Below are 26,378 nucleotides of genomic sequence, written 5' to 3'. Positions count from 1 at the left end.
TCGCGCAGTTCCCCGCGCCCCTTTGGGGGCGCGGGGCGTACCCCCCACTTGAAAGGCACCGCATTTCCCAAGACCGTCGAGAAAGGCACATCGTCGTGTCGCTCACCCGCAGACAGGTCACCACCGCGGCCCTGGCCGCCGCTCCTCTCGCTCTTGCCGCGACCGGTACCGCGCAGGCCTCGGGTCGCCGTACCCGGACGCTCTATATCGCCGGTGATTCCACCGCCGCGCAGAAATACTCGGCCGCCGCCCCCGAGACCGGGTGGGGCATGGCGCTTCCGTTCTTCCTGCACAAGGACCGGCCCGTCGCCAATCACGCGGTGAACGGGCGGAGTTCGAAGAGTTTCGTCGACGAGGGACGGCTCGACGCCATACTCTCCGCGATCCGGCCGGGGGACTTCCTGCTCGTCCAGTTCGCGCACAACGACGAGAAGACCGAGGACCCCACTCGTCACACCGAGCCCTGGACGACGTACCAGGACTATCTGCGCCTGTACATCGAGGGCGCCCGGGCCCGAGGGGCCCGGCCCGTGCTCGCCACGTCCGTCGAACGTCGCAGGTTCGACGGACACGGCAACGCCCTGCCGACCCACGGCGAGTATCCGGCCGCGATGCGTGCGCTCGCCGAGGAGGAGCGCGTCGCGCTGCTCGACCTGCAGGCCCTGACGCTCGCGCTGTGGCAGAAGCTCGGCGTCGAGGAGACGAAGAAGTACTTCAACTGGACCGCGACCGAGCAGGACAACACGCACTTCAATCCGCCGGGCGCGATCGCCGTGGCCCGGCTGGTCGCCGCCGAGCTGCTGCACCACCGGGTGCTGGGGCGCCAGGACGTGCGCCGGCTCGACGCGGAGGTCCCGGAGTCCTGGATCACCTGGCCGACGGCCACCGCGTAACCACCCTTCATCGAGAGAGAGCGGCACCATGAACACACATGTATGGCATGGGCATGTCACCAAGAAGATCGCCGTGCTGATCGGCTGCACCGCGCTCGTCCTCGGTGTCACCGGCACCACCGCCCAGGCCGGGTCCGGGTCCCGTGACCTCGGCCGTCAGGTCCTCGGGGCGAACGACGGCTGGGGCTCCGAGGGGGCGGGGACGACCGGCGGTTCGGCCGCGGAGGCCGAGCACGTCTACACCGTCAGCACCTGGGCGGAGTTCAAGGCCGCCCTGAAGGCCGGCGGCACCGCACCCAAGATCATCAAGGTGAAGGGCATGATCGACGCCGTCTCGGAGGGCTGCGAGGCCTTCGTCACCGGCGGCTACGACCTCCAGCAGTACCTGAAGGACTACGACCCCGCAGTCTGGGGCAACGACAAGGTCGCCAGCGGCCCGCAGGAGGACGCGCGGGTCGCGTCCGCCGCCAACCAGGACACGGCCATCAAGGCCAACGTGCCCAGCAACACCACCATCGTCGGCGTCGGCAGAAACTCCGGCATCCTCGGCGGCAGCCTCCAGGTCAAGGGTGTCTCGAACGTCATCCTGCGCAACCTCACCATCGAGGCCCCGCTCGACTGCTTCCCGAAGTGGGACCCGACCGACGACGACAACACCGGCAACTGGAACTCCGAGTACGACGCCGTGGTCGTCTTCGGCACCGACCACGTGTGGATCGACCACAACACGTTCACCGACGGGCGCTACCCCGACAGCGAGCGGCCGTCCTACTTCGGCAAGGTCTTCCAGCAGCACGACGGGCTGACGGACATCGTGCGCGGCTCCAACCACGTGACCGTGTCCTGGAACCGCTTCCAGGACCACGACAAGAACATGCTGATCGGCAACAGCGACGGCACCGCCGCCCTCGACGCCGGCAAGCTCAGGGTCACCATGCACCACAACCTCTTCGACGGGATCCTCCAGCGCTCCCCGCGGGTGCGGTTCGGACAGGTCGACGTCTACAACAACCACTACGTGGTGTCCGAAGAGCAGAAGTCCGACTACTACATCTTCGGTGTCGGCATCTCCTCACAGCTCCACGCCACCCACAACGCGATCTCGCTGCCGCCCGGCGCCGTCGTCGGCAAGGTCCTGAAGAGGTGGAACGACTCGCCGCTGACCGCCGAGAACAATCACGTCAACGGCAAGCTGACCGACCTGATCGCCGTGCACAACGCGGAGATCCCCGCCGAGACCCTGCGGTCGGGCGCGGGCTGGACGCCGACCCTGCGCACCAAGGTCGATGCGCCGAAGGCCGTCCCGGCGATCGTCGGCCACCGGGCGGGCGCCGGCCGCCTGCGCTGACGCACACCGGACCAGGTGACCGCCGGCCCTCCGCGCCGACGCCCGCGAAACCGGCCGGGGCGGGACCGCACCGCACCCCCGATCAGGGGTGCGCCCGCCCCGGCTCCTGTTCCTCCTCCCTTCGCCCGCGAGGAAGCACCCCACCGGACCACCCCGCCCAGCCGCACCTCCAAGGAGCACCCGCATGTCCTCGCCCCACGTCCAACTGCCCCTGTCCAGAAGGGGATTTCTGATGGCGAGCGCCGGAGCGGGCGCCGCGCTCGGGCTGGCCGCCGCGCCCGCCGACGCCGCCGCCCGGCCCCGCCCGTTCGGCCGGTACGGGTCCCCGGCAGCGCGCCTGACCCCGAAGACGCTCTACGTCGACCGGCAGGGCCGCGGCGACTTCACCACCGTCCAGGCAGCCGTGCGGGACGCCACCACCGCCGGGTACACCCTGGTCTTCGCGCCCGGCGTGTACCGCGAGACGGTGTCCGCCGGCGTCGTCGACCCGGCCACCGGACAGCGCACCGAGGCCGCCGCCGAGATGACCTGGATCGGCGCGAGCGAGAACCCGCGCGACGTCGTCATCGTCTACGACAACGCGGCCGGCACGATGAAGCCCGACGGCTCCGGCACCTACGGCACCACCGGCTCCGCCACCACCCTGATCCGCGCCGACGGCTTCACCGCCCGCTGGATCACCTTCGCCAACGACTGGCTGCGCGCCGACCACCCCGGGGTGTCCGGCACCCAGGCCGTCGCCATCAAGGTGCTCGGCGACCGCTCGGCCTTCCACCACTGCCGTTTCCTCGGCCACCAGGACACCCTGTACGCCGACTCCTTCGCGCTGTCCGTCTTCGCCCGCCAGTACTACGCGCACTGCTACGTCGAGGGTGACGTCGACTTCGTCTTCGGCCGGGGCACCGCGGTCTACGAGAACTGTCACTTCCGCACCCTGAACCGCACCGACCTCACCAGCGCCCCGTACGGCTTCGTCTTCGCGCCCTCCACGGCCGGTGCCAACCCGCTCGGCTACCTGGTGCTCCGCAGCCGGATCAGCAGCGAGGCCCCGGACGCCTCCTACAAGCTGGCCCGCCCCTGGGTCCCCAGCTCCGACACCACCGCCCGCCCGTCGCTCACCGTGCGGAACACCTGGATCGGCCCCGGCATCGACGCGGTCGCGCCCTACACCAACATGTCGGCCTCCTTCCCGTGGCAGAACCAGCGGTTCGCCGAGTACCGCAACACGGGACCGGGAGCGGAGATCACGGTGCCGGCCAATCGTCCCCAACTCACGGATGAGCAGGCCGAGTCGGCGACGCGGGCCGCCTACCTCGGTGACTGGACGCCCTGGCGGGGGGAGTGCTGATGCGCAGGCGCACGCTGCTCACGGGCATCGCCGGCGGGCTGGTGGCGGCCGGTGCCGGTCCCGCGTGGGCGGTGGGCCGCCGCGTCCTGCACGTCCGCCCCGGAGACCTGGTCCAGGCGGCCGTCGACGCGGTGACCGGCCCCGGCTGGACGATCGTCGTGCACCCGGGGACGTACCGCGAGGTCGTCAAGGTCCCCGCCGACAAGGCCGGGCTGACCCTGCGGGGTGCCACGCGCGACCCGCGGGACGTCGTCATCGTCCACGACAACGCCAACGGCACGCAGAAGCCCGACGGCTCGGGCACGTACGGCACCGCGGGCTCCGCCACCTTCACCTCGGCGGCCCCCGGGCTCACCGTCCGCGACCTCACCCTCGCCAACGACTGGCTGCGCGCCGACCATCCCGAGATCACCGGAACGCAGGCGGTGGCGGCGTACACGTACGGCGACCGCACCCACTTCGAGAACGTGCGCCTGCTGGCCCACCAGGACACCCTCTTCGTCGAGACGACCGCGCTGGACGTCTTCGACCGGCAGTACTTCCACCGCTGCTACATCGAGGGCGACGTCGACTTCGTCTTCGGCCGGGCGACCGCGGTCTTCGAGGACTGCCACTTCCGCACACTGCGACGGGACGTGAGCTTCACGCCCAAGGGCATGGTCTTCGCCCCGTCCACCGCCCGTGCCAACCCGCACGGCATCCTCGCCCTCCGCTCCCGGATCACCTCCGCCGCGGAGGACGGCGCGTACAAGCTGGCCCGGCCGTGGGTGCCGTCGTACGAGACGACCGCCTGGCCCTCCCTCGTCGTGCGGGACACCCGGATCGGCCCCGGGATCGACGCGGTGGCGCCCTACACCAACATGCGCGAGGCGTATCCCTGGCAGACCATGCGGTTCAGGGAGTACCGCAACACCGGTTTGGGCGCGGCGATCACCGTGCCGGAGAACCGGCCTCAGCTGACGGCGTCCGAAGCCGAGTGGCACACCAAGCAGACGTACCTCGGCGACTGGCGGCCCTGTGCGTAGGGCCCTGACAGCCCTCCTGGCCTGCGCGTTCCTGCTCGTGCCGACGACGGCATCCGCCGCCGAGCGCGCACCCGCCGGCTGGGCCTCCACCGGCACGGGCACCACCGGCGGGGCGGGCGGCACCACCTGGACGGTGCACACCCGCGCCGAACTCAAGGAGGCCCTGGCCAACGGGGGAGACCCCGCCGCACCCAAGGTGATCAGGGTCGTCGGCGACATCAACGGCCATGAGGCGGCGGACGGTTCGCTGCTCGGCGAGCAGGACTACGCCCCCGGCTACGACCTCGCCAAGTACATGTCCTGCTTCGGCGAGGACGGCGGCACCTGGTCCGACACCCGCCACGACTACTGCAGACAGCAGCGCCAGTTACGGCAGACCGGGTCGACGAAGGAGAAGCTGCAGATCCAGCTGACCGTGCCGAGCAACACCACCCTGGTCGGCGTGGACGGCGACGCCCGGCTCCTCGGCGTCTTCCTGACCGTCAACACCGGCACGAACATCATCGTGCGGAACCTGTATCTCGAAGCCCCCGTCGACCACTTCACCAGCTGGTCGCCGGACGACGGGACACAGGGCAACTGGAACGCCCGCTTCGACGCGATGACCGTGATCACCGGCAAGAACATCTGGGTCGACCACTGCACCTTCACCGACGGCCGCTTCCCGGACCACGAGGCGCCCGCCGGCTTCCACGGGGAACACGTCCAGCGCCACGACGGCCTCCTCGACATCGAGGACGGCTCGGACTTCGTCACGGTCTCCGACAGCCGCTTCACCGACCACGACAAGGCGATCCTCATCGGGTCGGGGGACGGGCGCGGCGACCGGGACCGCGGGCACCTCAAGGTCACCTTCGTCCGCAACCTCTTCACCGACATCGTGCAGCGCGCTCCCCGTGTCCGCTTCGGACAGGTGCACGTCGTCAACAACGTCTACCGGGGCCGGGCCGCCGACACGCTGTACGCGCTCGGCGCCGGCCTGGAGTCCGCGATCTTCTCCGAGCGCAACGTCTTCCGGTACCCGCGCGGCAACCCGGCCCTCGCGGTCGCCGACTACGGAGGCGAGCGCTTCCGGGACACCGGCTCCTGGTTCAACGGCCGGCCCGCCCACCTCAACGCCGTGGCGAACGGCCTCGGCCTGACGAACGACGTCGGCTGGAACCCCGCCGACGTCTACGACCACCGGCCGCTCAGATCCCCGTCCGCGGTCGAGCAGTACGTCCTGCGTCACGCCGGCACCGGGAGGCAGTATGACTGAGCTGTTCGGCCGCCGGACCTTCGTGGCGGGAGCCGCGGCGGCGGCGTTCCTCGGCGGCTCTCCCGGACAGGCCCAGGCCGCCGAGTTCGTCGGCGGCAACCTCCCCGGCTTCCACCCGGCGCTGAAGGACGAGCTGCGCTTCCCGCTCGCCTGGGGCACGTCACCCGTCCGCGACTTCAGGTCCTGGCGCCGCACCGCCCGTTCCAAGGTCGAGGAACACCTCCTCGTCGACCGGCAGGACAGGACGCCGTACGCGCCCGAGTTCACCGCCGGCCCCCAAGGAGAGGGATACACAAGGGAGTTGGTGACCCTCTCCCTCACCTCGTACGAACGCGTCCGCGGCACCCTGCTCACCCCGCACGGCACCGGACCCTTCCCCGCCGTCCTGCTCCTGCACGACCACGGAGCCCGGTTCGACATCGGGAAGGAGAAACTCGTCCGGCCCTGGTACGACGACACCCGCCTCGCCTCCGGACAGGCATGGGCGGACAAGTACTTCAGCGGACGCTTCGTCGGCGACGAACTGGCCCGGCGCGGCTACGTCGTCCTGTGCCTGGACGCGCTCGGCTGGGGCGACCGCGGCCCCCTCACCTACGAGCAGCAGCAGGCCCTCGCCTCCAACTTCTACAACCTCGGCTCCTCGCTCGCCGGACTCATGGCCCGCGAGGACGCCCGCGCCGCCGCCTTCCTGGCCGGCCTCGACCGCGTGGACGCACGCCGGGTCGCGGCCCTCGGGTTCTCCATGGGCGCCTACCGTGCCTGGCAGACGGCCGCGCTCAGCGACGACATCGCCGCCGCGGCGAGCGTGTGCTGGATGACCGGGCTGAAGGAAATGATGGTGCCCGGCAACAACACGCTGCGCGGGCAGTCGTCGTACTACATGCTCCACCCCGGGCTTCCCCGGTTCCTCGACTTCCCCGACGTGGCGGGCATCGCCGCACCCAGGCCGATGCTCTTCTTCAGCGGCGCGCTGGACACCCTCTTCCCCGCCGACGGTGTCCGGGTGGCCCACGACAAGCTGCGCGCCGTCTGGCGTTCGCGCCACGCCGAGGAGCGGTTGCACCTCAAGACCTGGCCCGACCTCGGCCATGTCTTCGTCGACCGCATGCAGGACGAGGTCTTCACCTGGCTGGACCGCGTCCTGTAATCCCCCTCCCCATCCGCACGACGTTCAAAGGACCCGCACTCCATGACTCGTCGTACCGCTCTCACCACCCTCGGCACGGCCCTCGCCCTCGGCGCCGGCCTCGCCCTGCTCCCCACCCAGGCACAGGCCGCGACCGTGGTCGTCAGCAACTCGACCGACCTGTCCAACGCCCTCAAGAACGCCACACCCGGCACCGTCATCCAGGTCCGCGGCGGCACCTACTACCCGACCGCCACCCTCCAGTCGACGGCCAACGGCACGTCGTCGGCGCCGGTCACGCTCACCGCGTACGGCTCGGAGACGGTGAAGATCGACGGGTCGTCGCTCCCCTCCGGCGGCTGGATCCTCAAGCTCACCGCCGACTACTGGAACGTCTCCAACCTGACCTTCCAGAACTCCCCGGACAGCGCGGTCGTCTGCCAGTCGTGCACCGGCACCAACTGGAACAACGTCAGGACCATCAACGGCGGCGACTCCGGCTTCACGCTCACCGGCGACGGCACGGTCAACAACACCGTGAGGAACATCGACAGTTACGGCCACTACGACGCCGCCACCCACGGCGAGAACGCCGACGGCATCGCCGTGAAGTTCGGCTCCGGCACCGGCAACCTCATCACCGGGGCCCGCCTCCACAACAACTCCGACGACGGCCTGGACTTCTGGTCGTTCTCCTCGCCCGTCACCGTCGAGCACACCTGGGCCATGGGCAACGGCAAGAACCGCTGGTCGGACTCCGCCTTCGCGGGCGACGGCAACGGCTACAAGCTGGGCGGCGACGGCGAGGTCGTCGCGCACGTCATCAACAACTCGGCCGCCTGGGACAACGCGGGCAACGGCTTCACCGAGAACAGCAACAAGGGCGCGATCGTCATCAACCGCACCACCGCCTACGCCAACGCCAAGTGGGGCTACTACTTCGCCACCGGCGCGGCCAAGCTCGGCAAGAACCTCGCCGTGAGCAACGGCGGCGGATCGGTGAGCAAGAGCTCCTCGGTGGCCTCCTCCGGCAACAACTGGGACTCGGGGATCGCCACCCCGGCGTTCAGGTCGACGGACGCGAGCAGCACGTACAACGCCCGCGGTTCGAGCGGCACCCTGCCCGCCACGACGTTCCTGACGACGGGCTCGACCACCATCGGCGCGACGATGAACTGAGCCGACCGAGGCCGTTGACCCGATTTCTGCTCCTTGAAGTGGTCAAGGTCGGGCAACGGGTCTCGTGCTCGCGATGGTGCAGCGCGTAGAACCAGGGACCTCGACACCTACTACGGCACCACGCTCGACGCGAACGGTGTCTACCAGGCGTCCGCGGACAGTCCGTACGCGAAGGACCTCGCCCGCATCGACGCCGCCGCGAAGAAGCAGATCGCCCAGGCGGCCCGCACGTCGGTGCACAAGGGGGAGAGACCCGCGGTCGTCTTCGACATCGACGACACGCTGCTGCTCAGCCTGGACTACGAGAAGAAGTACAACTACGGCTACAACAGCGCCACCTGGGCCGCGTACGTGAACAAGGCCGACCGTCCGGCCGTCTTCGGCAGCCCCGAGCTGGTCAGGTACGCGCAGTCCCGGGGCGTCGAGGTCTTCTACGTCTCGGGGTTCAGCGCGGCGCAGCGCTCCGCCGCCGTCGACAACCTGAAGAAGGTCGGTGCGGACGTGAACCTCGACGCCGGCCACATGTTCCTCAAGGACACCGCCGACCCCCCGTCCTACCTGAGCGGTTGCGCCACGCCGGGCGCCTGGACCTGCACCACCGTGCAGTACAAGTCCGGCACCCGGCGGCACATCGAGAAGGACCTCGGGTACGACATCGTCGCCAACCTCGGCGACCAGTACTCGGACCTCGACGGCGGCTACGCCGACCGCACGTACAAGCTGCCGAACCCGTCGTACTTCGTCAGTTAGAGCGCACGGGCCTGACCGACTCCAGTGTCGGCACCACCGGCTTGATCGTCCCGTCCGCCGCGAACTCCATGCGGTCGATGGTCGTCTCGCGGTGCATGCCGTCGCCGCCCGGCCTTCCGGGGCCGTTCAGGGCGAACCGGTGGTAGACGACGTACCAGTCGTCGGTGCCCGGGGTGTTCACCACGGAGTGGTGGCCGGTGCCGAGGATGCCGTACTCGGCACGCTTGGACAGGATCGTCCCCCGCTTGGTCCACGGGCCGAGCGGGGACGGTCCGGTCGCGTAGGCGACGTGGTAGTTCTCGCTGCGGGTGTCGTCCTCGGACCACATGAAGTAGTACGTGCCGTCCCGCTTGATCACGAAGGATCCCTCGCGGAAGTTGTCCGGGGTGATGTCCTGCACCTTCGTCGCGTCGAAGGACACCATGTCGTCGTTGAGCGGCACCACGTACCCGCGCCCGTTGCCCCAGTAGAGATACACCGTCCCGTCGTCGTCCGTGAAGACGGCCGGGTCGATCATCTGGCCGCTCAGCGCACCGCCCTTGGCCACCAGGGGTTTGCCGAGCGCGTCCTTGAAGGGACCGGCGGGGGAGTCGGCGACCGCCACGCCGATCTGCTGCTCGGCGCAGAAGTAGAAGTAGTACTTGCCGTCGCGCTCGGCGATCGCGGGCGCCCAGGCGTACTTGTCCGCCCAGGTCACGTCGGGCCCGAGGTCCAGGATGACGCCGTGGCCCTTCCAGTGGACGAGATCCTTCGACGAGTACGCCGTGAACCGGGTCCCGCCCCAGCCCTGGAAGCCGTCCGTCGTCGGGTAGATCCAGTACTCGCCGTCCAGATGGTGCACGTCGGGGTCGGCGTTGAGGCCGGGCAGGATCGGGCTGCGGGTGCGGACCGCCTCGACGGTCCAGGCGCGCTTCGTCCCGTCGGCGGCCGTCACGGTGTACGTCTGCGGCTTGCGGAAGTCCCGGCGGGTACCGGACCGCGGGCTCAGGCTCGCGCCCTCGCTCACGTGCAGCTTGGGGGCGAGCCGCGACACGTCCGCGCCGGGCTCCATCGGCAGGACGACCTTCGACGCGGCCTCGGTGACGACCGCGTACCCCTTCTGGCCGGTCACCGTCGCGTCCACGACCGACGCCGGCGTGGTCGGGTACGCGGCAAGGAGCCGGTCGTACTCGGCTTGCGTCACCGGCAGCACCGTGCCGTGCCGCGGGCTCGCGGGCAGCTGGTAGTTCGCGGACATCGTCCACCTGCCCGAGTCGAGGTCGGTGGTCTCGAAGGGGACGTAGCCGCGGCCGCCGTACTCGTCGATGAACAGGTACCACTTCTTCTCGGTGTTGGACTTGAAGACCGTCGGCCCCTCGCCGCGGGTGATCGAGCCGCTGCCGATGCAGTCGGAGACGAAGTCGTACGAGGTGTCCGTCAGGCTCGTCGACTTCTCCCCGGTGATGAACTTGGAGCAGGGCGAGCTGGAGGACGGGTCCCGCTCGTCCTTGGTGTAGCGGTAGTAGGTGTCCTTGTGCTTCACGACCGTCGAGTCGATGACCGAGTAGCCGGGGTCGTCCCAGACCTTCGGCTCGCTGAAGGTGCGGAAGTCCTTGGTGGTCGCGTAGAGCATCTTGTTGTACGTCGATCCCGTGTGGCCGGGATCGTCGTCGGCGTACAGCTTCGACGCCCAGAAGACGACGAACTCGCCGAGCGAGTCGTCCCAGTAGGCCTCCGGCGCCCAGGTGTTGCCCGCGCTGTCCGGAGAGACCTTCACCAGGCGCTGGTCGGTCCAGTGGACCAGGTCCGTGGACTCCCACACCATGATCGACTTGCTGCCGTGCCGCTGGACCTGGTCCCAACTGCCGCTGCTGTTGCGGTACATCCTCAGGTCGGTGGCGATCATGTAGAACTTGTCGCCCTCGGGGGAGCGGATCACGAACGGGTCCCGCAGCCCCTTCTCGCCGATGGTCGACGTGAGGACCGGCTTGCCCGAGTTCAGCTCACGCCAGTGCAGCGCGTCGTTGCCGCGGCTGAGGGCGTAGCGGATCTGCTCGCCGTCGGCGGTGCCCTCGCCGGTGAAGTAGGCGAAGAGATAGCCGGCGTACGTGGGCTGCTTCACGGGTGGTGCTCCTGATTGCGCGGTGCTGGGCGGACTGGCGACGAGGGACAGGAGGGAGAGGAGGAGGGCCAGGAAGGGGACCAGGAACGTGCGGGCGGTACGGCCTCTGGGGGGTCGCATGACACATCCTGTGTGAGTGTGGGGGTTTCTGTGGAGTCGGTTCGCCTTCGGAGTGTCAGGGGAGGGGGACAGCTGGTCAATCGGTGTGGAGGGGGCCGACGGAAGCGAAAGTTTCGATCGCTTTCGCGGGGCCGCGGCAACCTTTCCGGCCGGGGCGACGACCGGATGTCAGAAGCGGGCCGGGGCGGCACCTCCGGTCCGCTTCGCCCCCATTCCCCAGGAAAGGAACGCCCCGTGCGCCCCAGCACCGGACGCCACCGCAGGACGCGGACCCTCTCGATCGCCGCGACGGTGGCCCTCGCCGCGTGCGCGGGCGGCGTGCACCTCGGCCTCTCCGAGGGCGGCGCCCAGGCCGCCTCGACGACGGTCACCGTGTCCACCACCGGCCGGCTGGAGGCGGCCGTCAGAGACGCGTCCGCGGGCACCGTCATCCAGGTCCGCGCCGGCACGTACTACCCGACGGCCACCCTCGAGTCCACGGCCGACGGCACCGGTTCGGCGCGGATCACGCTGCGGGCTTACGGCAGCGAGAAGGTGCGGATCGACGGCTCCAGGCTGGCCGACGGCTCCTGGCTCGCCGGGATCCACGGCGACCACTGGACCGTCCAGAACCTCACCTTCCAGAACTCCCCGGCCCAGGGCCTGGTCGTCACCTCCTCCGTCGGAGGCGTCTTCAGGAACCTCGTCACCGCGAGGAACGGCGACTGTGGCTTCACCCTGCGCGGCGACGGCACGAGCGACAACCTCGTGCAGAACCTGGACAGTCACGGCAACTACGACCCGGCCGGGCACGGGCAGAACGCCGACGGCATCGCGGTGACGTTCGGCTCCGGAACAGGGAACAGGATCACCGGCGCACGGCTGTACGGCAACTCCGACGACGGCCTCGACCTGTGGCAGTTCTCCTCACCGGTCACCGTCGAGCACACGTGGGCCTTCGGCAACGGCGAGAACCGGTGGGCCGACCCGGCCTTCGGGGGCGACGGCAACGGGTTCGAGCTGGGCGGCGGGGGTGTCACGGTCGCGCACGTCGTCAACGACAGCGCGGCATGGGACAACAGGGCGCACGGCTTCACCGGGAGCTCCAACCCGGGCGCGGTCGCGCTGAACCGGAACACCGCCTACGCCAACGCCGGGAGCGGGTTCTCCTTCGCCACGGGGAAGGCGCGGCTGGCCCGGAACCTCGCGGTGAGCAACAAGGGCGGTCCGTCCGAGCTGGGTTCGTCCACCGTCTCCGCCGCGAACAACTGGGACAGCGGCGTCGGCACACCGCCGCTGAAGTCGACGGACGCCACCTCGGCCCAGGGCACCCGCGAGGCGGACGGCTCGCTGCCCGCCACGACGTTCCTGACCACGGGTTCGACGGCCATCGGTACGGCGATGGACCGGAGCCGGCAGAAATGAACGCCCCCGCCGGTCGTCACCGGCGGGGGCGTTCCGCGTACCGGCCGAGGGGGGCTCGACCAGTGCTTCCGGTCGGCCCAAGGGGGGCTTGGCCGACCGGCATCCGGGCCGTCGGACGTCTGAACGACGACCCGGAGTCAGAGGATCACTGATACGTGATGTCAGACGCGGAGAACCGGCAGGACGTTGCGTCCGGACCGACACCGAGCTGGGTGGGCTCCTTGCCGGTGTTGTTGCCCTGGAAGCGGACACAGGTCTTGATCTTCTTGCCGCTGTCGCCGTGGATGCGCACCTTGCGCAGCGCGGCGGTGTCGCCGTAGTTGGCGTTGATGCCGACGATCGAGTTCATCGGCGCGGTGACGTCGACGTCGTTGATGATGATCGTGCGCCTGTACTGCGTGGAGCAGTTGCCGCAGGACCGCACCAGCTTGCCGGAGTTCTCGACCTGGAACTTGCTGACGACGAGCTTGCCCGCGCCGTTGAACTGGAGGACCTTGTCCGATCCGTTCTTCGCGCCGCCGCCGTGGACGGTGTACACGGACGACGCCGACTTGCCCTTGAAGGTGGCGGCGTCCTCGCCGACGTCCAGCCACCACACGTTCTGCAGGGTGCAGCTGCCCAGGCAGTGGACGCCGTCCGCGGCCGGGGTGCCGATGATCACATTCTTGAGGACCGCCCCGTCGGCCAGCTGGAAGACCGGGTCCTGACCCTCCTCCTGGCCGCTGCCGCCCAGGGCGCCGGAGCCGTGGAACTTGGTGAGCTCGCCGTCGTACGTGCCGGACACCTTGATGGTCGACGACACGGCCTTGCTGCCCTTGGCGGTGGGCCACGCCGAGGCGGCGCCGGCGGAGGACAGCAGTGACGTGGTGACGATCGCGGCGCCGGTGATGCCTAACGCGGCGGTCGAGGCGATCACGGCCCGCCTCGTGGTGACCCGGCGGCGGTGTCGGACGCGCTTCTCGGCTCGTGCAGTCATGCCCATTCCTTGCGTGGGGGAGGAACCTTGCGTTTCCTGGTCGCCACGGGGTGAGGAAAGGGTTGCCGCCTCTTCAGGATTTTCCTACGAGTCGTCCTCGTCGTCTTCACGCGCGGCGAAGTCGCCCGCCACCGCGCGCTGTTCGCCGCCCACGGTGGCGGTGATCGCGTAGCTGTCGTCCCGCGCGTCCCGCCCGCCGCGGTCGTGGTCGTACTGGCCCGCGAACACCCACTCGCCCGCCGACAGGGAACGGTCGGGCTTGAGCACCCAGGTGTAGACGAGGAAACCGTCCTGCTCGACGACCGTCGCCGTGAAGTCGCCCTCGGGAGCGGACCGCCAGGCACCCGCCGAGGTCACCCCGCCGGTCTGCCTGACCTTCAGCCGGACGGTGAGTGCGGTGAGTTTCCCGCTCGTCTTGAGGGTCACGTTGCTCTGCCCCCAGAACTCGTTGCTGTGCGGGTCCACCGAGCCGTCCGACCACAGCGGGCCGTCCTCGACGCCGGAGGCGGCGGGCGCCTCGACGGTGGCGGAGGCGCTCGGGGTGCGCGCCGGCGAACTGCCTGCCTCGGGGGACTGCTGCGGGGCGCTCGGCGTCGAGTCCGCGGGTGGGGCGGGCGGGGCGGGCGCGCGGCTCGTCGCGTCGGGAGACGGTGTCGCCGTGACCGCGACGTTCCTCTGCGGGGGAGCGTCCTCCTTCACCGCGGAGGCCACCGCGTAGCCGCCGACACCGAGAACGCCCGCGACCGCGGTGGTCGCGGCGACCACCCGCACCCAGCCGAACACCGGCGGACGGGTCGCCCGGTGGTCGACGCGGGCCTGCTCACTCATGCCGCGTTCGATCCGGGCCAGGATGCGGGCGCGGTCGGGCTCGTGCGTTCCGGCCGCCTCGTGCAGCCGGGCGCGCAGCTCGTCGTGCACGTCCCGCTGCATGGTCATCGGTCCCTTCCCACGGCGTCACCGGTGCGCGCCATCGCCGCATGCACTCTAAGCGGTGCCGTCTGCGTGCCGAGCAGCCGCTGCAGCTCCGCCATCCCCTTCGACGTCTGGCTCTTCACCGTACCGACCGAGACTCCGAGGGCGAGCGCGGTGTCCTTCTCCGAGAGGTCGAAGGCGTGCCGCAGCACCACGCAGGCCCGCTTGCGGAACGGCAGCCTGCGCAGGGCCTCCTGAACGTCCACCACGCCGGCGACATCCGGGTTCTCGGTCTTCTCCTCACGCTGCGACCAGAACAGCGCGATGCGCCGGCGCTCGCGGACCGCGCTGCGGATGCGGGTGCGCGCCAGGTTGGCCACGACGCCACGGGCGTACGCCGCCGGATGGTCGGCCGCGCGGACCCGGTCCCAGCGGTGCCACAGCGCCAGTAACGCGTCGGCCGCCAGGTCGTCGGCGGCGTCCGCCTCGCCGGTCAGCAGATGGGCGAGACGGGACAGTTCGGCGTAGTGACGCTCGAAGAAGGCATGGAACTCCACGGAGGCGGCGTCGTCGACGACTGTGCCCACGGGCAGACCTCTCCTCACGGCGACTCGGGCACCCGCAGGGCCCTGTGCGTGTCATGTGAATGACATGTGATCGTCCGGCGCCCGCCGGGACGAGATCCGGAAGCGTAGCAGTGATCGAACACGTGCTTCGTACGGGCCTTCGAACGCTGTATGGTCCTCCGACCCCGATTCCGTAACACGGAGAAAACCTGAGACAGGTTCAACGCAGGAACAATCCAGCCAGCACCCGCGCACCGATCATTCAGGCAACAAGGAGCAGCAACCATGTCCGAACCACAGAAGGTGGCCGACCGGCAGAGTGCCCCGCCACCCGGGGCGAACGGCGTCGACCGGTTCTTCAAGATCTCCGAGCGGGGATCCACCTTCGCCCGTGAGATACGCGGCGGCTTCGCCACGTTCTTCACGATGGCCTACATCCTTGTCCTGAATCCCATCATCCTCGGCAGCGCGAAGGACAAGTTCGGCGACCAACTGGATGCGGTCCAACTCACCACCGCCACCGCCCTGGTGGCCGCCGTCATGACGATCATCATGGGCGTCGGCGGCAATCTGCCCCTAGCGCTCGCCGCCGGCCTCGGCCTGAACGCGGTCGTCGCCTTCCAGATCGCCCCGCTGATGAGCTGGGACGACGCGATGGGCCTGGTCGTCCTCGAAGGCCTGCTGATCTGCGTCCTGGTGGTGACCGGGCTGCGCGAGGCCGTCATGCACGCCATCCCGCAGGCCCTCAAACAGGCCATCAGCGTCGGCATCGGTCTGTTCATCGCCTTCATCGGCTTCGTCGACGCCGGCTTCGTCACCCGTATCCCGGACATCGCGGGCACCACGGTCCCGGTGCAGCTCGGCGCCACCGGCGCCCTCACCGGGTGGCCGATCCTCGTCTTCTGTCTCGGTGTGCTGCTGACGATCGGACTGCTCGCCCGCAAGGTCAAGGGCGCCATCCTGATCAGCATCGTGACCATGACGGTCATCGCGATGATCATCAACTCGATCGCCGACATCAAGGCCTGGGGCCTGACCACACCCGCGTGGCCCGACAAGATCGTCGACACCCCCGACTTCGGGCTGATCGGTCACTTCAGCCTGTTCGGCGCCTTCGACGCGGCCGGCGTCGGCGTGATCACCGTCGTCCTGCTGATCTTCACGCTGATCCTGTCCGACTTCTTCGACACCATGGGCACCGTCGTCGGCATCAGCGCCGAGGCCGGCCTCCTCGACGAGGAGGGCAAGGTCCCCAACCTCGGCCGGGTCCTGCTCATCGACGGTGCCGCGGCGGTCGCGGGCGGCGCGGCCTCGTCCTCCTCCGCCACGTCCTACATCGAGTCGGCGGCCGGCGTCGGCGAGGGCTCGCGCACCGGCTTCTCCAACCTGATCACCGGCGGCATGTTCGCCCTGGCCCTGTTCCTGACCCCGCTGCTCACCATCGTCCCGCTCCAGGCGGCCGCCCCGGCGCTGGTCGCCGTCGGCTTCCTGATGATGACGCAGGTCAAGAACATCGACTGGGACAAGTACGAGATCGCCATCCCGGCGTTCCTCACCATCGCCGTCATGCCGTTCACCTACTCCATCACCAACGGCATCGGCGCCGGCTTCCTCTCCTACGTGGTGATCAAGGCGGTCCTCGGCAAGGCCAAGGAGATCCACTGGCTGCTGTGGGCGACCTCGGCACTGTTCCTGGTGTACTTCGCGATCGACCCGATCGAGCAGATCCTCGGCGCGAAGTAGCGCGGGGGCGAACACGCAGGATCCGGGGCAGCCTCCGTCGAGGCCGCCCCGGCTTGTCTAGCTAGTCCCTCAGTGCCGCTTCCATCACGGCCTTGGCGACCGGCGCGGCCAGCCCGTTGCCGCTGACCTCCGACCGGGCCGCGTTCGACTGCTCCACGATCACCGCCACGGCGACCTCCTTGCCGTCGGCCTTGCCGTACGACGTGAACCAGGCGTACGGCGTCTTGCTGTTGTTCTCGCCGTGCTGGGCCGTACCGGTCTTGCCGCCCACCGTCGCGCCCGAGATCTGCGCGTTCGTACCGGTGCCCTTGTCGACCACGGTCTGCATCGCCGACTGCAACTGCTCGGCGGTGCTGGAGCTGACGATCTCCTTGGTGTCCGTGTTGTCGTCGTAGTCCTCCAGGACGTCACCGCCGCTGTCGGTGATCTGCGCCACCATGTGCGGCGAGACCAGCTTGCCGTCGTTGGCTATCGCCGCCGACACCATGGCCATCTGCAGCGGCGTCGCCGTCACGTCGAACTGGCCGATGCCCGTCAGGGCCGTCTCCGCCTCGTCCATGTCCTTCGGGTACACGCTCTCGTACGCCCGCACCGGCACGTCCTGCGAGGCGTCGTCGAACCCGAACTTCTCCGCCTGCGCCCGGACCTTGTCCTGGCCCAGGTCGACGGCCATCTTCCCGAAGACGTTGTTGCAGGAGTACTGCAGGGCGACCCGGATCGAGGCGTCCGCACAGGGCGCCGACGGGTTCTCGTTGGACAGCACCCTGTTGGAGAGCGGCAGCGGATACGGGTTCGGGCTGTCCGTCTTCTCGTCCACCGAGGAGTACAGACCGTCCTCCAGCGCGGCCGCCGCGACGACCAGCTTGAACGTCGAACCCGGCGGCAGCGGCTGGCGCAGCGCCCGGTTCGTCATCGGTTTCTCGGGATCCTTGGTCAGCCGCGTCCACGCGTCGCCGGTCCCCGTGGCGAGCGTCGACGGGTCGTACGACGGGGTGGAGACGACCGCGAGGATCTTGCCCGTGGCCGGGTCGATCGCCACGGCGGCGCCCTTGTTGTCACCGAGCGCGTCGTACGCCGCCTTCTGTACGGCCGGGTCGATCGTCGTGATCACGTTGCCCGGGGCGGCGCGCTTGCCGGTGACCGTGTCCATCACGGTCTTCAGCCGGGTGTCCGTTCCGTCGAGCAGGTTCTGGTAGATGCCCTCCAACTGCGTCGCTCCGTACACCTGTGAGCTGTAGCCCGTGACGGCCGAGTACAGCTCGCCGTCCGTGTACGTCCGCTTGTACTTGAGGTCGCTGCCGGTGGTGGGCGCCGAGCCGGTGACCGACTTTCCGCCCACGACGATGTCGCCGAGCGGTTCGCTGTACAGCTCGATCGCGTTGCGCCGGTTGTCCTTGTCGTCCGCGAGCGCCTGGCCGTCGTAGAACTGCACCCAGGTCGCCCTGATCAACAGAGCGAACACGAGCAGCAGCGTGAAGACGGAGGCGCGCCTGATCGTTTTGTTCATCCCGCTCAGAAGGACGAGCGGAAGCGGACGGAACGTTCCCTTCCGGCGGATTTCTCATCGGGTGTTCATGAAGCCGGCCTCCGCGCGGAACGGCTCGGCCGCCCTCAGCCCTCCAGCGTCAGCACGACCTCGTCGATCTCCTCGCCGCGGGCGTTCGCGTATCCCGTGGCCCGGGCGGACGCGCGGAAGCCGCACTTGGTCAACACCCGCAGGGAACCCTCGTTGTCGGCGGCGGCGCGGGCGTACAGCGGGCGTTCCGGCACCTCGGCCAGCAGCGCGCCCAGGGCGGCGGTGGCGATGCCCCGGCCCCAGTGCGTGCGGTCGATCCAGTACGTGACCTCGCGCTCGCCCGGCTCCCCGTACACGGCCGCGTTGCCCACCACGTCACCGTCCACGAGGACGGTCCGCGCCACCACGTCGGCCGACGACCTCTGCTGTTTCCACCGGGCCTCGAAGGCGTCCCGGTCGGCCGGATCCCGCGGGGTGAAGGCCGCCATGTGCAGGGCCTCGGGGTCGTTGAGCTGCCGGAAGAAGACCGGCAGGTCGCTGTCGTGGACATCGCGGAGTGCGACCTGCATCGTCAGAGCCTCCGAGTGGCGAGTGTCAGTCGGTCACGGGCGTCGAACAGCGCGTCCTTCACCATCTGCTCGTGGGCGGGAGTCAGCCGGGCCACCGGCACCGAGCAGCTGATCGCGTCGCGCGCCGGGGTGCGGTAGGGGATCGCCACGCCGAAGCAGCGCAGTCCCAGGGTGTTCTCCTCGCGGTCCACGGCGAAGCCCTGGTCCCGCACCTGGTGCAGTTCCTCGATGAGCTTCTCCCGGTCGGTGATCGTGTGCTCGGTCAGGGCGGGCAGGGTCTCGGGCAGCATCTTGCGGACCCGCTCGTCCGAGTAGGTGCTCAGCAGCGCCTTGCCGAGGGACGTGGAGTGCGCGGGCAGGCGGCGGCCCACTCTGGTGAAGGGGCGCAGATAGTGCTGGGACTGGCGGGTGGCGAGGTAGACGACGTTCGTGCCGTCCAGACGCGCCAGGTGGATCGTCTCCGTGGTGTCGTCCGAGAGGCGGTCCAGCGTCGGACGGGCCGCCGCGACCACCTCGTCGCCGTCGATGTACGACGTGCCGACCAGCAGCGCCCGCACGCCGATGCCGTAGCGGGTGCCCGTCGCGTCCGTCTCCACCCAGCCCAGCTCCACGAGCGTGCGCAGTAGCATGTACAGACTGGACTTGGGGTATCCGACGGCCTCCTGGACCGCGGCCAGGGAGTGCATACCGGGGCGTCCGGCGAAGTACTCCAGCAGTTCAACGGTCCGTACCGCGGACTTGACCTGTGCCCCGCCGCCTGTCTCGGCTGCCGACATCGCCCTTGACCCCTTCGTTCGACGGGAAATAGTCTCCGACAGCATATTCACCATCAGAGACAGCGTTCAGCATATCGAACGACCTGGTGGATGACCTGGAAACAGCGGCAATAAAGCGGCAAACACGCCGACGGCCGAGCAATGTGGAGGGACCCGCGGTGGCAGCAGCACCAGTCTGGAGTGTCGACCCCCGAACCGGGAAGCAGCGTGAACAGGTTGCGGTGGAGGCCACAGCCCAGGAGGTGGACGCCGCCGTCCGCGCCGCGCACGCCGCGCGCGGCGCCCTCGCCGACCGCACGGTCCGCGCGGCCTTCCTGCGCAGCGCCGCGGCCGGTCTGGAGGCGTCCAAGGACCACCTCGTCGAGGCCGCCGACGCCGAGACCGCGCTCGGCCCGGTCCGGCTGACCGGCGAACTCGCCCGTACCTGCTACCAGCTGCGGGCCTTCGCGGACATCGTCGACGAGGGCGCCTTCCTCGACGTCGTCATCAACCACCCCGACGACACCGCGACGCCGCCGATCCCCGACCTGCGCCGCTACAAGGTGCCGCTCGGCGTCGTCGCCGTCTACTCGGCCTCCAACTTCCCCTTCGCCTTCTCGGTCGCCGGCGGTGACACCGCGAGCGCGCTGGGCGCGGGCTGCCCGGTCGTCGTCAAGGCCCACCCCGACCACCCGGGCCTGTCCGAGCTGGTCGCGTCCGTGCTGCGCCGGGCCGCCGCCGAGCACGGCATCCCGGACGGCGTCCTCGGCCTCGTCCACGGCTTCGAGGCCGGTGTCGAACTGGTCAAGCACCCGCTGGTCTCGGCCGCGGGATTCACCGGCTCGGTACGCGGCGGACGCGCCCTCTTCGACGCGGCGGCCGCGCGGCCGGTGCCGATTCCGTTCCACGGCGAGCTGGGGTCGCTGAACCCTGTCGTGATCACGGAGGCGGCGGCCGCGGAACGCGCCGAGGCGATCGGCGCCGGCCTGGCCGGTTCGATGACGCTGGGCGTCGGCCAGTTCTGCGTGAAGCCGGGGCTCGTCCTCGCCCCGTCCGGTGCGTCGGGCGACCGTCTGCTGAAGTCCCTGACCGACGCCGTCAGCGACACCGAGGCCGGGGTGCTCCTCGACCACCGCATGCGGGACAACTTCGTCGCGGGTGTCGCCGAGCGGGCCGAGCTGCCCGAGGTGGACTCCCCGGTGACGCCCGGTGCGGGTGGCGAGCACACGGTGAGCGCGGGCTTCCTGACGGTGTCGGCCCAGAAGCTGACCAGCGAGGGCGCCTACGACCTCCTCCTGGAGGAGTGCTTCGGGCCGGTGACCGTCGTGGCCCGCTACGACGACGACACGCAGGCACAGGCCGTCCTGTCACGTCTGCCCGGCAACCTCACCGCGACGGTCCATCTGTCGACGGAGGAGGCGGCCGGTGAGGGGCGTGGCGCGGAGATCCTCGCCGAGCTGACCCCGCTGGCCGGCCGCGTGCTGGTGAACGGGTGGCCGACGGGTGTCGCCGTCGCTCCGGCCCAGCATCACGGCGGCCCGTACCCGGCCACGACGTCGACGTCGACGTCCGTCGGCGGGACGGCCATCGAGCGGTGGCTGCGGCCGGTCGCGTACCAGAACGCGCCGCAGGCGCTGCTTCCCGCGGAGCTTCGGGACGAGAATCCGCTGGGGCTGCCGCGGCGGTTCAACGGGCGCCTGGAGCGGTAGTGCCGTAGGGGTGCGGTGAATTGCGGGCTGCCGGTCGGTCGTGGCTGGTCGCGCAGTTCCCCGCGCCCCTGAAATACCTCGACCGGACCTGCGAGAGTCAGGCAATCGACGTGGAACTTCCCGAACTGCCCTTCCCGCTGCGCGCTTACGGGCCGGACGGCGGTTGGTCCCACGAGGACGGTGTGCTCACCGGATGGGCGGGCCCCCGCCAGGACCGCTTCGTGCCGCCCACCGGTGAGGGACTGGACCCCGCCTCCGACGCGCCGCGGCTGCTGGGTGACCCCGTAGGGGACTTCCAGCTGATCGCGCGCGTCACCGTGGGGTTCGCCGGGGCCTTCGACGCGGGGGTGCTCTACGTCCATATCGGTGAGCGGGCCTGGGCCAAGCTGTGTCTGGAGTACTCCCCGGACGTGGCCACCGTCTGCACGGTGGTCACCCGGGGGCACTCCGACGACGCCAACTCCTGGACCGTCGAGGGCAGTTCCGTCTGGCTCAGGGTGAGCCGCACCGGCCGCGCCTTCGCCTTCCACGCCTCCCGCGACGGACAGCGCTGGACCTTCGTCCGGCTCTTCACCCTCGGGGACGAGAAGGAGACCGGCGCGGCCCTGGTCGGGTTCATGGCGCAGTCGCCGATGGGCGAGGGCTGCGTGGTGACGTACGACCACATCGAGTTCCGGCCTAGCTGGCCGAAGGACCTGAGAGACGGCAGCTGAGCGCGAACGTCACCGCCAGCAGGGCCGCGCTGATGACCAGGCTCAGCCGCATCCCCCCGACGAACCCGTCGGAGACCAGCGCTCCGAAGACGGCGATCCCGAGCCCCCCGGACACCTGGCGCGCCGAGTTGAGCACCCCGGCCGCCAGCCCCGCCCGCTCGGCGGGTACGGCGTCCATCATCGCCGCGGTCAGCGGCGGCACCGTCAGGGCGCAGCCCAGCGCCATGGGGACCAGGAGAACGGCCACCAGAGCCGACGGCGTGCCGGCGTCGACGTACAGCAGCATCAGCAGTCCCGCGGCGGCCAGCCCCTGCCCCACCAGCATGGGCAGCCGGGGGCCGTACCGGCCGGCGAGCTTGCCCGCCACCACGTTCGTCACCGCGATCAGCCCGGTCATCGGCAGGAACATCAGTCCCGCCGCCAGCGCGGAGCGCCCCTGGACCTGCTGGAAGAAGAGCGAGAAGACGAACACCATGCTGTAGAAGGCGACGCTGACCGCGGCTCCCGCGGCGACCGTCGCGGTCACGGTCCGGTCGTGGAAGAGCCCGAGCGGGACGACAGGGTGCGGTTGGCGCGCCTCGATCCGGACGAACGCGGCACCGGCGACGACGGCCACCGCCCCCGCGGCCCAGCCCGCCGCCCCGCGCTCGATCACGGCGAACGTCAGCGCCGTCAGGGAAAGCACCGCCGTCACCTGGCCGGGCAGATCCAGCGGTGCCGGACGGCGTTCCGAGCGCGGGGCCCGCACCAGCAGGGCCAGGATGACCAGCCCCACCGGCAGATTGACGAAGAAGATCCCGCGCCAGTCCCAGGCGGTCGTCAGGGCCCCGCCCGCCACCGGGCCCAGCGCCACCGCCACCGAACCCCCGGCCGCCCACAGGGCCACCGCCCGGGCCCGCCCCGCCGGATCGGTGTAGGCCTGCCGCACCAGCGCCAGCGAGGCCGGGAGCACGACGGCCGCCGCCACGCCCTGCACCGTCCGCGCGCCGATCAGGGCAGGCAGGTTCGGCGCCAGCCCGCAGGCCACCGAGGCGAGCGTGAACACCGCGGTGCCCAGCGCGTACGCGCGGCTCGCCCCCGCCCGGTCGGAGAACGCCCCGGTGGACAGCATGAGCGCGGCGAAGGCCAGCGTGTAGGCGTCCACCACCCACTGCAGACCGGACATGCCGCTGCCGAAGGAGGAACCGATCGCGGGCAGCGCCACGTTCACCACGGACGCGTCGAGACAGATCAGCGCGAAGCCGAGCAGGGCGGCGGTGAGGGTGAGGGCGGGTGAGGGCCGGTCGGCGCCCAACTCCTGCTGCCCGACGGCGGGTTCGTCGGCCTGGAAGGTCCGGTTCGTTGACATGGATTACATGCTGCGGAATTCCGGCGACGTACAGTAGTGGCCGGAATGCCATATGCCCGGAGGTTCTGGCCATGCCCCAGTCGGTCGCCCCGCACCGCGTCGTCGTCATCGCGCCCTCGCCCGTGTCGATGTTCAACCTCGCCATCCCGGAGATGCTCTTCGGCAAGGTCGTCAGGGACGGGCGGCCGGGGTACGAGGTGGTGATCTGCACGGCCGAGCCGGGACCGGTGCCCACCACCGGCGGCCTCGATCTGGCCGTGGGGCGCGGTCTCGACGCGGTGCGGGAGGCGGACACGGTGCTGGTGGCGGGCACCGGGGCGCCGTTCGAGCCGGAGGCGCGGATCGTGGCCGCGGTGCGCGAGGCGGCCGCCGACGGCAAGCGGATCGCGGCGCTGTGCACCGGCGCCTTCCAGCTCGCCGAGGCCGGCCTTCTGGAGGGCCGCAGGGCCACGACGTACTGGGCGCACGCCGGGGAACTCCGCAGGCGGTACCCGGGCGTGAACCTGTGCGGAGACGTGCTGTTCGTGCAGGACGGGCCATACCTGACGGCATCCGGCTACGCCGCCGGCATCGACCTGTGCCTGCACATCATCCGCACCGACTACGGCGCCGCCGCGGCCAACCAGGTCGCCCGCCTCGCGCTCGTCGCCCCCGTCCGGCCCGGCGGCCAGGCCCAGTTCACGCAGACCCCGCTGCCGCCCGAGCGCGGCACCGCCTGCGCCGACATCCGCGGCCACGCCATGCGCAACCTCGACAAGCCGCTCACCCTGACCGATCTGGCCCGCCACGCCGGGGTCTCCGTACGCACCCTCACCCGCCGCTTCCACGCCGAGAGCGGGGTCAGCCCCCTCCAGTGGCTGCTCCACCAGCGCGTCGAGCGCGCCAAGGAGCTCCTGGAGACCACCGGCCTGCCCATGGACCGGGTGGCCCGCGAGAGCGGTCTCGGCACGGCCGACTCCCTGCGGGCGCATCTGGTCCGGCGGACCGGACTGACGCCGAGCGCGTACCGGGCGCAGTTCAGCCGCCTGGGAACCACGGCCGCCGGGAGCCGGGGAATGAAACCCGCTGCTTGAACGTTCACGCACCTACGGAGAAAGCCTCCGCACCGCCACGACCTGGAGAGTGCTGCCACCATGCGCGTCGAGATCTGGAGCGACATCGCCTGCCCCTGGTGCTACGTGGGCAAGGCCCGCTTCGAGAAGGCGCTGGAGGCCTTCCCGCACCGTGGACAGGTCGAGGTGGTGCACCGGTCGTTCGAGCTGGACCCCGGCCGCGCCAAGGACGACATCCAGCCCGTGGTCACGATGCTCACCAAGAAGTACGGCATGAGCGAGGCGCAGGCCCGGGCCGGCGAGGAGAACCTCGGTGCGCTGGCCGCCGCCGAAGGGCTGGAGTACCGCACCCACGGCCGCGACCACGGCAGCACCTTCGACATGCACCGTCTCCTCCACCTCGCCAAGGCGCAGGGCCGTCAGGACGCACTCCTCGACCTGTTCTACCAGGCCAACTTCGCCGAGGAGCGGTCCGTCTTCACCGAGGGCGAGGCACGGCTCGTGGAGCTGGCCGTCGCCGCGGGCCTCGACGCCGACGCCGTCCGCGAAGTGCTCGCCGACCCGGCCGCCTACGCCGACGAGGTCCGCGCCGACGAGCGGGAGGCCGCCGAGCTCGGCGCGAACGGGGTGCCCTTCTTCGTCCTCGACCGCAAGTTCGGCGTCTCCGGCGCCCAGCCCGCCGAGGTCTTCGCCCAGGCGCTGACCCAGGCGTGGGGCGAGCGTCCGCCGCTGCGGCTGCTCGACCAGGCGGACGCGCAGGCGTGCGGCCCGGACGGGTGCGCGGTGCCGCAGCACGGAGGAAACACGCAGGTCGGGGCGGACGTATAAGCGTCGCTAAGAGGAATCACGTAAAAATTCGCAATGGACCGGAGGTTGTGGGGGGCTCACAGTGGTCCCATGGAGACCTTCGAGAGCCGCGTCCGTGCCGAGTTCGCCCCGAAGAACACCTATCTGAACACCGCGAGCAGCGGGCTGCTGCCGGCCCGTACCGTCGCGGCCCTGCACGAGGCCGTGCGGCTCAGGGCCGAGGGCCGGCCGCTGGACTCCCTGTTCGCCGACGTGGAGGCCGCCCGGGCCGCCTTCGCCCGGCTGGCCGGTGTCCCGGTCGGCCGGGTCGCGGCCGGGTCCTCGGTCGTGGCGTACACCGGACTGGTCGCCGCCTCGCTGCCCGCGGGCGCCGAAGTCCTCACCGCCGAGGACGACTTCACCTCCGTCGTGAACCCCTTCTACGCCCGCGGCGACCTCAAGGTCCGGGCCGTGCCGCTGGAACGCCTCGCCGAGTCCGTCCGCCACGGCACCGCGCTCGTCGCGGTCAGCTCCGCGCAGTCCGCCGACGGCCGGATCGCCGACCTGCCCGCCCTCCGGGAAGCGGCCCGGGCGCACGGCGCCCGTACGTACCTCGACGTCTCCCAGTCCGCCGGCTGGCTGCCGATCGAGGCCGACACCTACGACTACACCGTCTGCGTCGGCTACAAGTGGCTGCTCGGGCCGCACGGAGTGGGTTTCCTCGTCGTGCCGGAGGACTTCGGCGCCCTGACGCCGATCCTGGCCGGCTGGGTCGCGGGGGAGAACCCCTGGGACAGCTGCTACGGCCCCGTCACCGAACTCGCCCACTCCGCACGGCGTTTCGACCTGCCTCCCGCCCTCTTCTCGTACGCCGGTATGCGCGGCTCCCTCGAACTGATCGAGGAACTCGGCGTGGACGCCGTGCACGCCCACGACCTCGCCCTCGCCGACCGCTTCCGTTCGGGGCTCGCCGGCCTCGGCCGCGAACCGGTGCCCGCACCCGGCTCGGCGATCGTGTCCGTGCCCGGACTGGGCCACCGCCAGCCGGAGTTGGACAGCGCCGGCCTCGGGGTCTCCAACCGAGCGGGAAACCTGCGCGCCTCCTTCCACCTGTACAACACGACGGCCGACGTGGACCGGCTGCTGGAGGTCCTGTCCGGCTGAACCGGTGGCGCCGGCCC

The 26,378-nt window shown here is 70.4% G+C and carries 22 protein-coding genes and 1 pseudogene; 15 read left to right on the top strand and 8 right to left on the bottom strand.

All coding sequences use genetic code 11. The features are described 5' to 3' along the window. Positions 1-95 precede the first annotated feature (95 nt). From ACZ5XS_RS22635 to ACZ5XS_RS22600, 8 genes and pseudogenes are all read left to right on the top strand, one after another. The gene (locus ACZ5XS_RS22635; protein ID WP_468653964.1) at positions 96-893 is read left to right on the top strand and encodes a rhamnogalacturonan acetylesterase; all 798 of its coding nucleotides are present in this window, start codon (positions 96-98) and stop codon (positions 891-893) included. A 28-nt stretch (positions 894-921) separates the two neighbouring features. Beyond that, positions 922-2,241, top strand: coding sequence for a pectate lyase family protein (locus ACZ5XS_RS22630; protein ID WP_468653962.1), 1,320 nt, complete (start codon positions 922-924; stop codon positions 2,239-2,241). A gap of 184 nt (positions 2,242-2,425) precedes the next feature. Further along, entirely contained in the window at positions 2,426-3,589 is a 1,164-nt protein-coding gene (locus ACZ5XS_RS22625) for a pectinesterase family protein (protein ID WP_468653960.1), read from the top strand. Beyond that, on the top strand, positions 3,589-4,614 hold the full coding sequence (locus ACZ5XS_RS22620; RefSeq protein ID WP_468653958.1) for a pectinesterase family protein: 1,026 nt from the start codon (positions 3,589-3,591) through the stop codon (positions 4,612-4,614). Before ACZ5XS_RS22625 ends, ACZ5XS_RS22620 begins: the two co-directional genes overlap by 1 nt. After that, positions 4,607-5,872, top strand: coding sequence for a pectate lyase family protein (locus ACZ5XS_RS22615; RefSeq protein WP_468653956.1), 1,266 nt, complete (start codon positions 4,607-4,609; stop codon positions 5,870-5,872). The genes ACZ5XS_RS22620 and ACZ5XS_RS22615 overlap by 8 nt, the downstream gene beginning before the upstream one ends. Continuing rightward, positions 5,865-7,019: a dienelactone hydrolase family protein gene (locus ACZ5XS_RS22610; protein ID WP_468653954.1), complete on the top strand. Its 1,155-nt coding sequence runs from the start codon at positions 5,865-5,867 to the stop codon at positions 7,017-7,019. The genes ACZ5XS_RS22615 and ACZ5XS_RS22610 overlap by 8 nt, the downstream gene beginning before the upstream one ends. 42 nt (positions 7,020-7,061) lie before the next feature. After that, a complete protein-coding gene (locus ACZ5XS_RS22605; RefSeq protein WP_468653952.1) occupies positions 7,062-8,177 on the top strand; it encodes a right-handed parallel beta-helix repeat-containing protein in 1,116 nt (371 codons plus the stop codon). 93 nt (positions 8,178-8,270) lie between these two features. After that, positions 8,271-8,927, top strand: a pseudogene (locus ACZ5XS_RS22600) (HAD family acid phosphatase); the annotation flags it as partial. On the opposite strand, the gene ACZ5XS_RS22595 reads toward ACZ5XS_RS22600, so the two are convergent. Continuing rightward, complete coding sequence (locus tag ACZ5XS_RS22595; protein ID WP_468653950.1) at positions 8,920-11,148, bottom strand: glycoside hydrolase family 43 protein; 2,229 nt, start codon at positions 11,146-11,148, stop codon at positions 8,920-8,922. The pseudogene ACZ5XS_RS22600 and the gene ACZ5XS_RS22595 overlap by 8 nt on opposite strands. Before the next feature lie 234 nt (positions 11,149-11,382). Between ACZ5XS_RS22595 and ACZ5XS_RS22590 the strand changes: the two genes are divergently transcribed. Then, the gene (locus tag ACZ5XS_RS22590; RefSeq protein WP_468653948.1) at positions 11,383-12,552 is read left to right on the top strand and encodes a right-handed parallel beta-helix repeat-containing protein; all 1,170 of its coding nucleotides are present in this window, start codon (positions 11,383-11,385) and stop codon (positions 12,550-12,552) included. Positions 12,553-12,697: 145 nt separating this feature from the next. Here ACZ5XS_RS22590 and ACZ5XS_RS22585 read toward each other — a convergent pair whose 3' ends face one another. The 3 genes from ACZ5XS_RS22585 to ACZ5XS_RS22575 form a co-directional block, all read right to left on the bottom strand. Then, positions 12,698-13,528: a pectate lyase gene (locus tag ACZ5XS_RS22585; RefSeq protein WP_468653946.1), complete on the bottom strand. Its 831-nt coding sequence runs from the start codon at positions 13,526-13,528 to the stop codon at positions 12,698-12,700. Between the two features lie 84 nt (positions 13,529-13,612). Beyond that, positions 13,613-14,464: a hypothetical protein gene (locus ACZ5XS_RS22580; protein WP_468653944.1), complete on the bottom strand. Its 852-nt coding sequence runs from the start codon at positions 14,462-14,464 to the stop codon at positions 13,613-13,615. Next, positions 14,461-15,027 carry a SigE family RNA polymerase sigma factor gene (locus ACZ5XS_RS22575; RefSeq protein WP_217235767.1) on the bottom strand — a complete coding sequence of 189 codons (567 nt, stop codon included), beginning with the start codon at positions 15,025-15,027 and terminating at the stop codon, positions 14,461-14,463. The genes ACZ5XS_RS22580 and ACZ5XS_RS22575 overlap by 4 nt, the downstream gene beginning before the upstream one ends. A 264-nt stretch (positions 15,028-15,291) precedes the next feature. Here ACZ5XS_RS22575 and ACZ5XS_RS22570 point away from each other — a divergent pair, with 264 nt between their 5' ends. Next, entirely contained in the window at positions 15,292-16,749 is a 1,458-nt protein-coding gene (locus tag ACZ5XS_RS22570) for an NCS2 family permease (protein ID WP_468653942.1), read from the top strand. 61 nt (positions 16,750-16,810) lie between these two features. On the opposite strand, the gene ACZ5XS_RS22565 is transcribed toward ACZ5XS_RS22570, so the two are convergent. From ACZ5XS_RS22565 to ACZ5XS_RS22555, 3 genes are all read right to left on the bottom strand, one after another. After that, positions 16,811-18,256, bottom strand: a complete 1,446-nt coding sequence (locus ACZ5XS_RS22565) for a peptidoglycan D,D-transpeptidase FtsI family protein (protein WP_468653940.1) — start codon at positions 18,254-18,256, stop codon at positions 16,811-16,813. Between the two features lie 104 nt (positions 18,257-18,360). Beyond that, complete coding sequence (locus ACZ5XS_RS22560) at positions 18,361-18,834, bottom strand: GNAT family N-acetyltransferase (RefSeq protein ID WP_468653938.1); 474 nt, start codon at positions 18,832-18,834, stop codon at positions 18,361-18,363. A gap of 2 nt (positions 18,835-18,836) precedes the next feature. Next, positions 18,837-19,610, bottom strand: coding sequence for an IclR family transcriptional regulator (locus ACZ5XS_RS22555; protein WP_468653936.1), 774 nt, complete (start codon positions 19,608-19,610; stop codon positions 18,837-18,839). Between the two features lie 158 nt (positions 19,611-19,768). Here ACZ5XS_RS22555 and ACZ5XS_RS22550 point away from each other — a divergent pair, with 158 nt between their 5' ends. Together ACZ5XS_RS22550 and ACZ5XS_RS22545 are read left to right on the top strand one after the other, a co-directional pair. Further along, on the top strand, positions 19,769-21,298 hold the full coding sequence (locus tag ACZ5XS_RS22550) for an aldehyde dehydrogenase (NADP(+)) (protein WP_468653934.1): 1,530 nt from the start codon (positions 19,769-19,771) through the stop codon (positions 21,296-21,298). 104 nt (positions 21,299-21,402) lie between these two features. Then, complete coding sequence (locus ACZ5XS_RS22545; RefSeq protein ID WP_468654075.1) at positions 21,403-22,011, top strand: DUF1349 domain-containing protein; 609 nt, start codon at positions 21,403-21,405, stop codon at positions 22,009-22,011. On the opposite strand, the gene ACZ5XS_RS22540 is transcribed toward ACZ5XS_RS22545, so the two are convergent. Next, entirely contained in the window at positions 21,977-23,359 is a 1,383-nt protein-coding gene (locus tag ACZ5XS_RS22540; protein WP_468653932.1) for an MFS transporter, read from the bottom strand. The two genes, ACZ5XS_RS22545 and ACZ5XS_RS22540, sit on opposite strands and share 35 nt — an antisense overlap. Before the next feature lie 71 nt (positions 23,360-23,430). Here ACZ5XS_RS22540 and ACZ5XS_RS22535 point away from each other — a divergent pair, with 71 nt between their 5' ends. From ACZ5XS_RS22535 to ACZ5XS_RS22525, 3 genes are all read left to right on the top strand, one after another. Continuing rightward, positions 23,431-24,432, top strand: a complete 1,002-nt coding sequence (locus ACZ5XS_RS22535; protein WP_468653930.1) for a GlxA family transcriptional regulator — start codon at positions 23,431-23,433, stop codon at positions 24,430-24,432. 60 nt (positions 24,433-24,492) lie between these two features. Beyond that, positions 24,493-25,239, top strand: coding sequence for a DsbA family oxidoreductase (locus ACZ5XS_RS22530; protein WP_468653928.1), 747 nt, complete (start codon positions 24,493-24,495; stop codon positions 25,237-25,239). 69 nt (positions 25,240-25,308) lie between these two features. Continuing rightward, positions 25,309-26,361 (top strand): aminotransferase class V-fold PLP-dependent enzyme, encoded by a 1,053-nt coding sequence (locus ACZ5XS_RS22525; protein ID WP_468653926.1) that lies wholly within the window; start codon positions 25,309-25,311, stop codon positions 26,359-26,361. Positions 26,362-26,378: the final 17 nt, after the last annotated feature.

The sequence above is a fragment of the Streptomyces sp. NPDC033131 genome (assembly GCF_055578365.1).
This window is presented reverse-complemented; position numbering and strand designations above follow the sequence as displayed.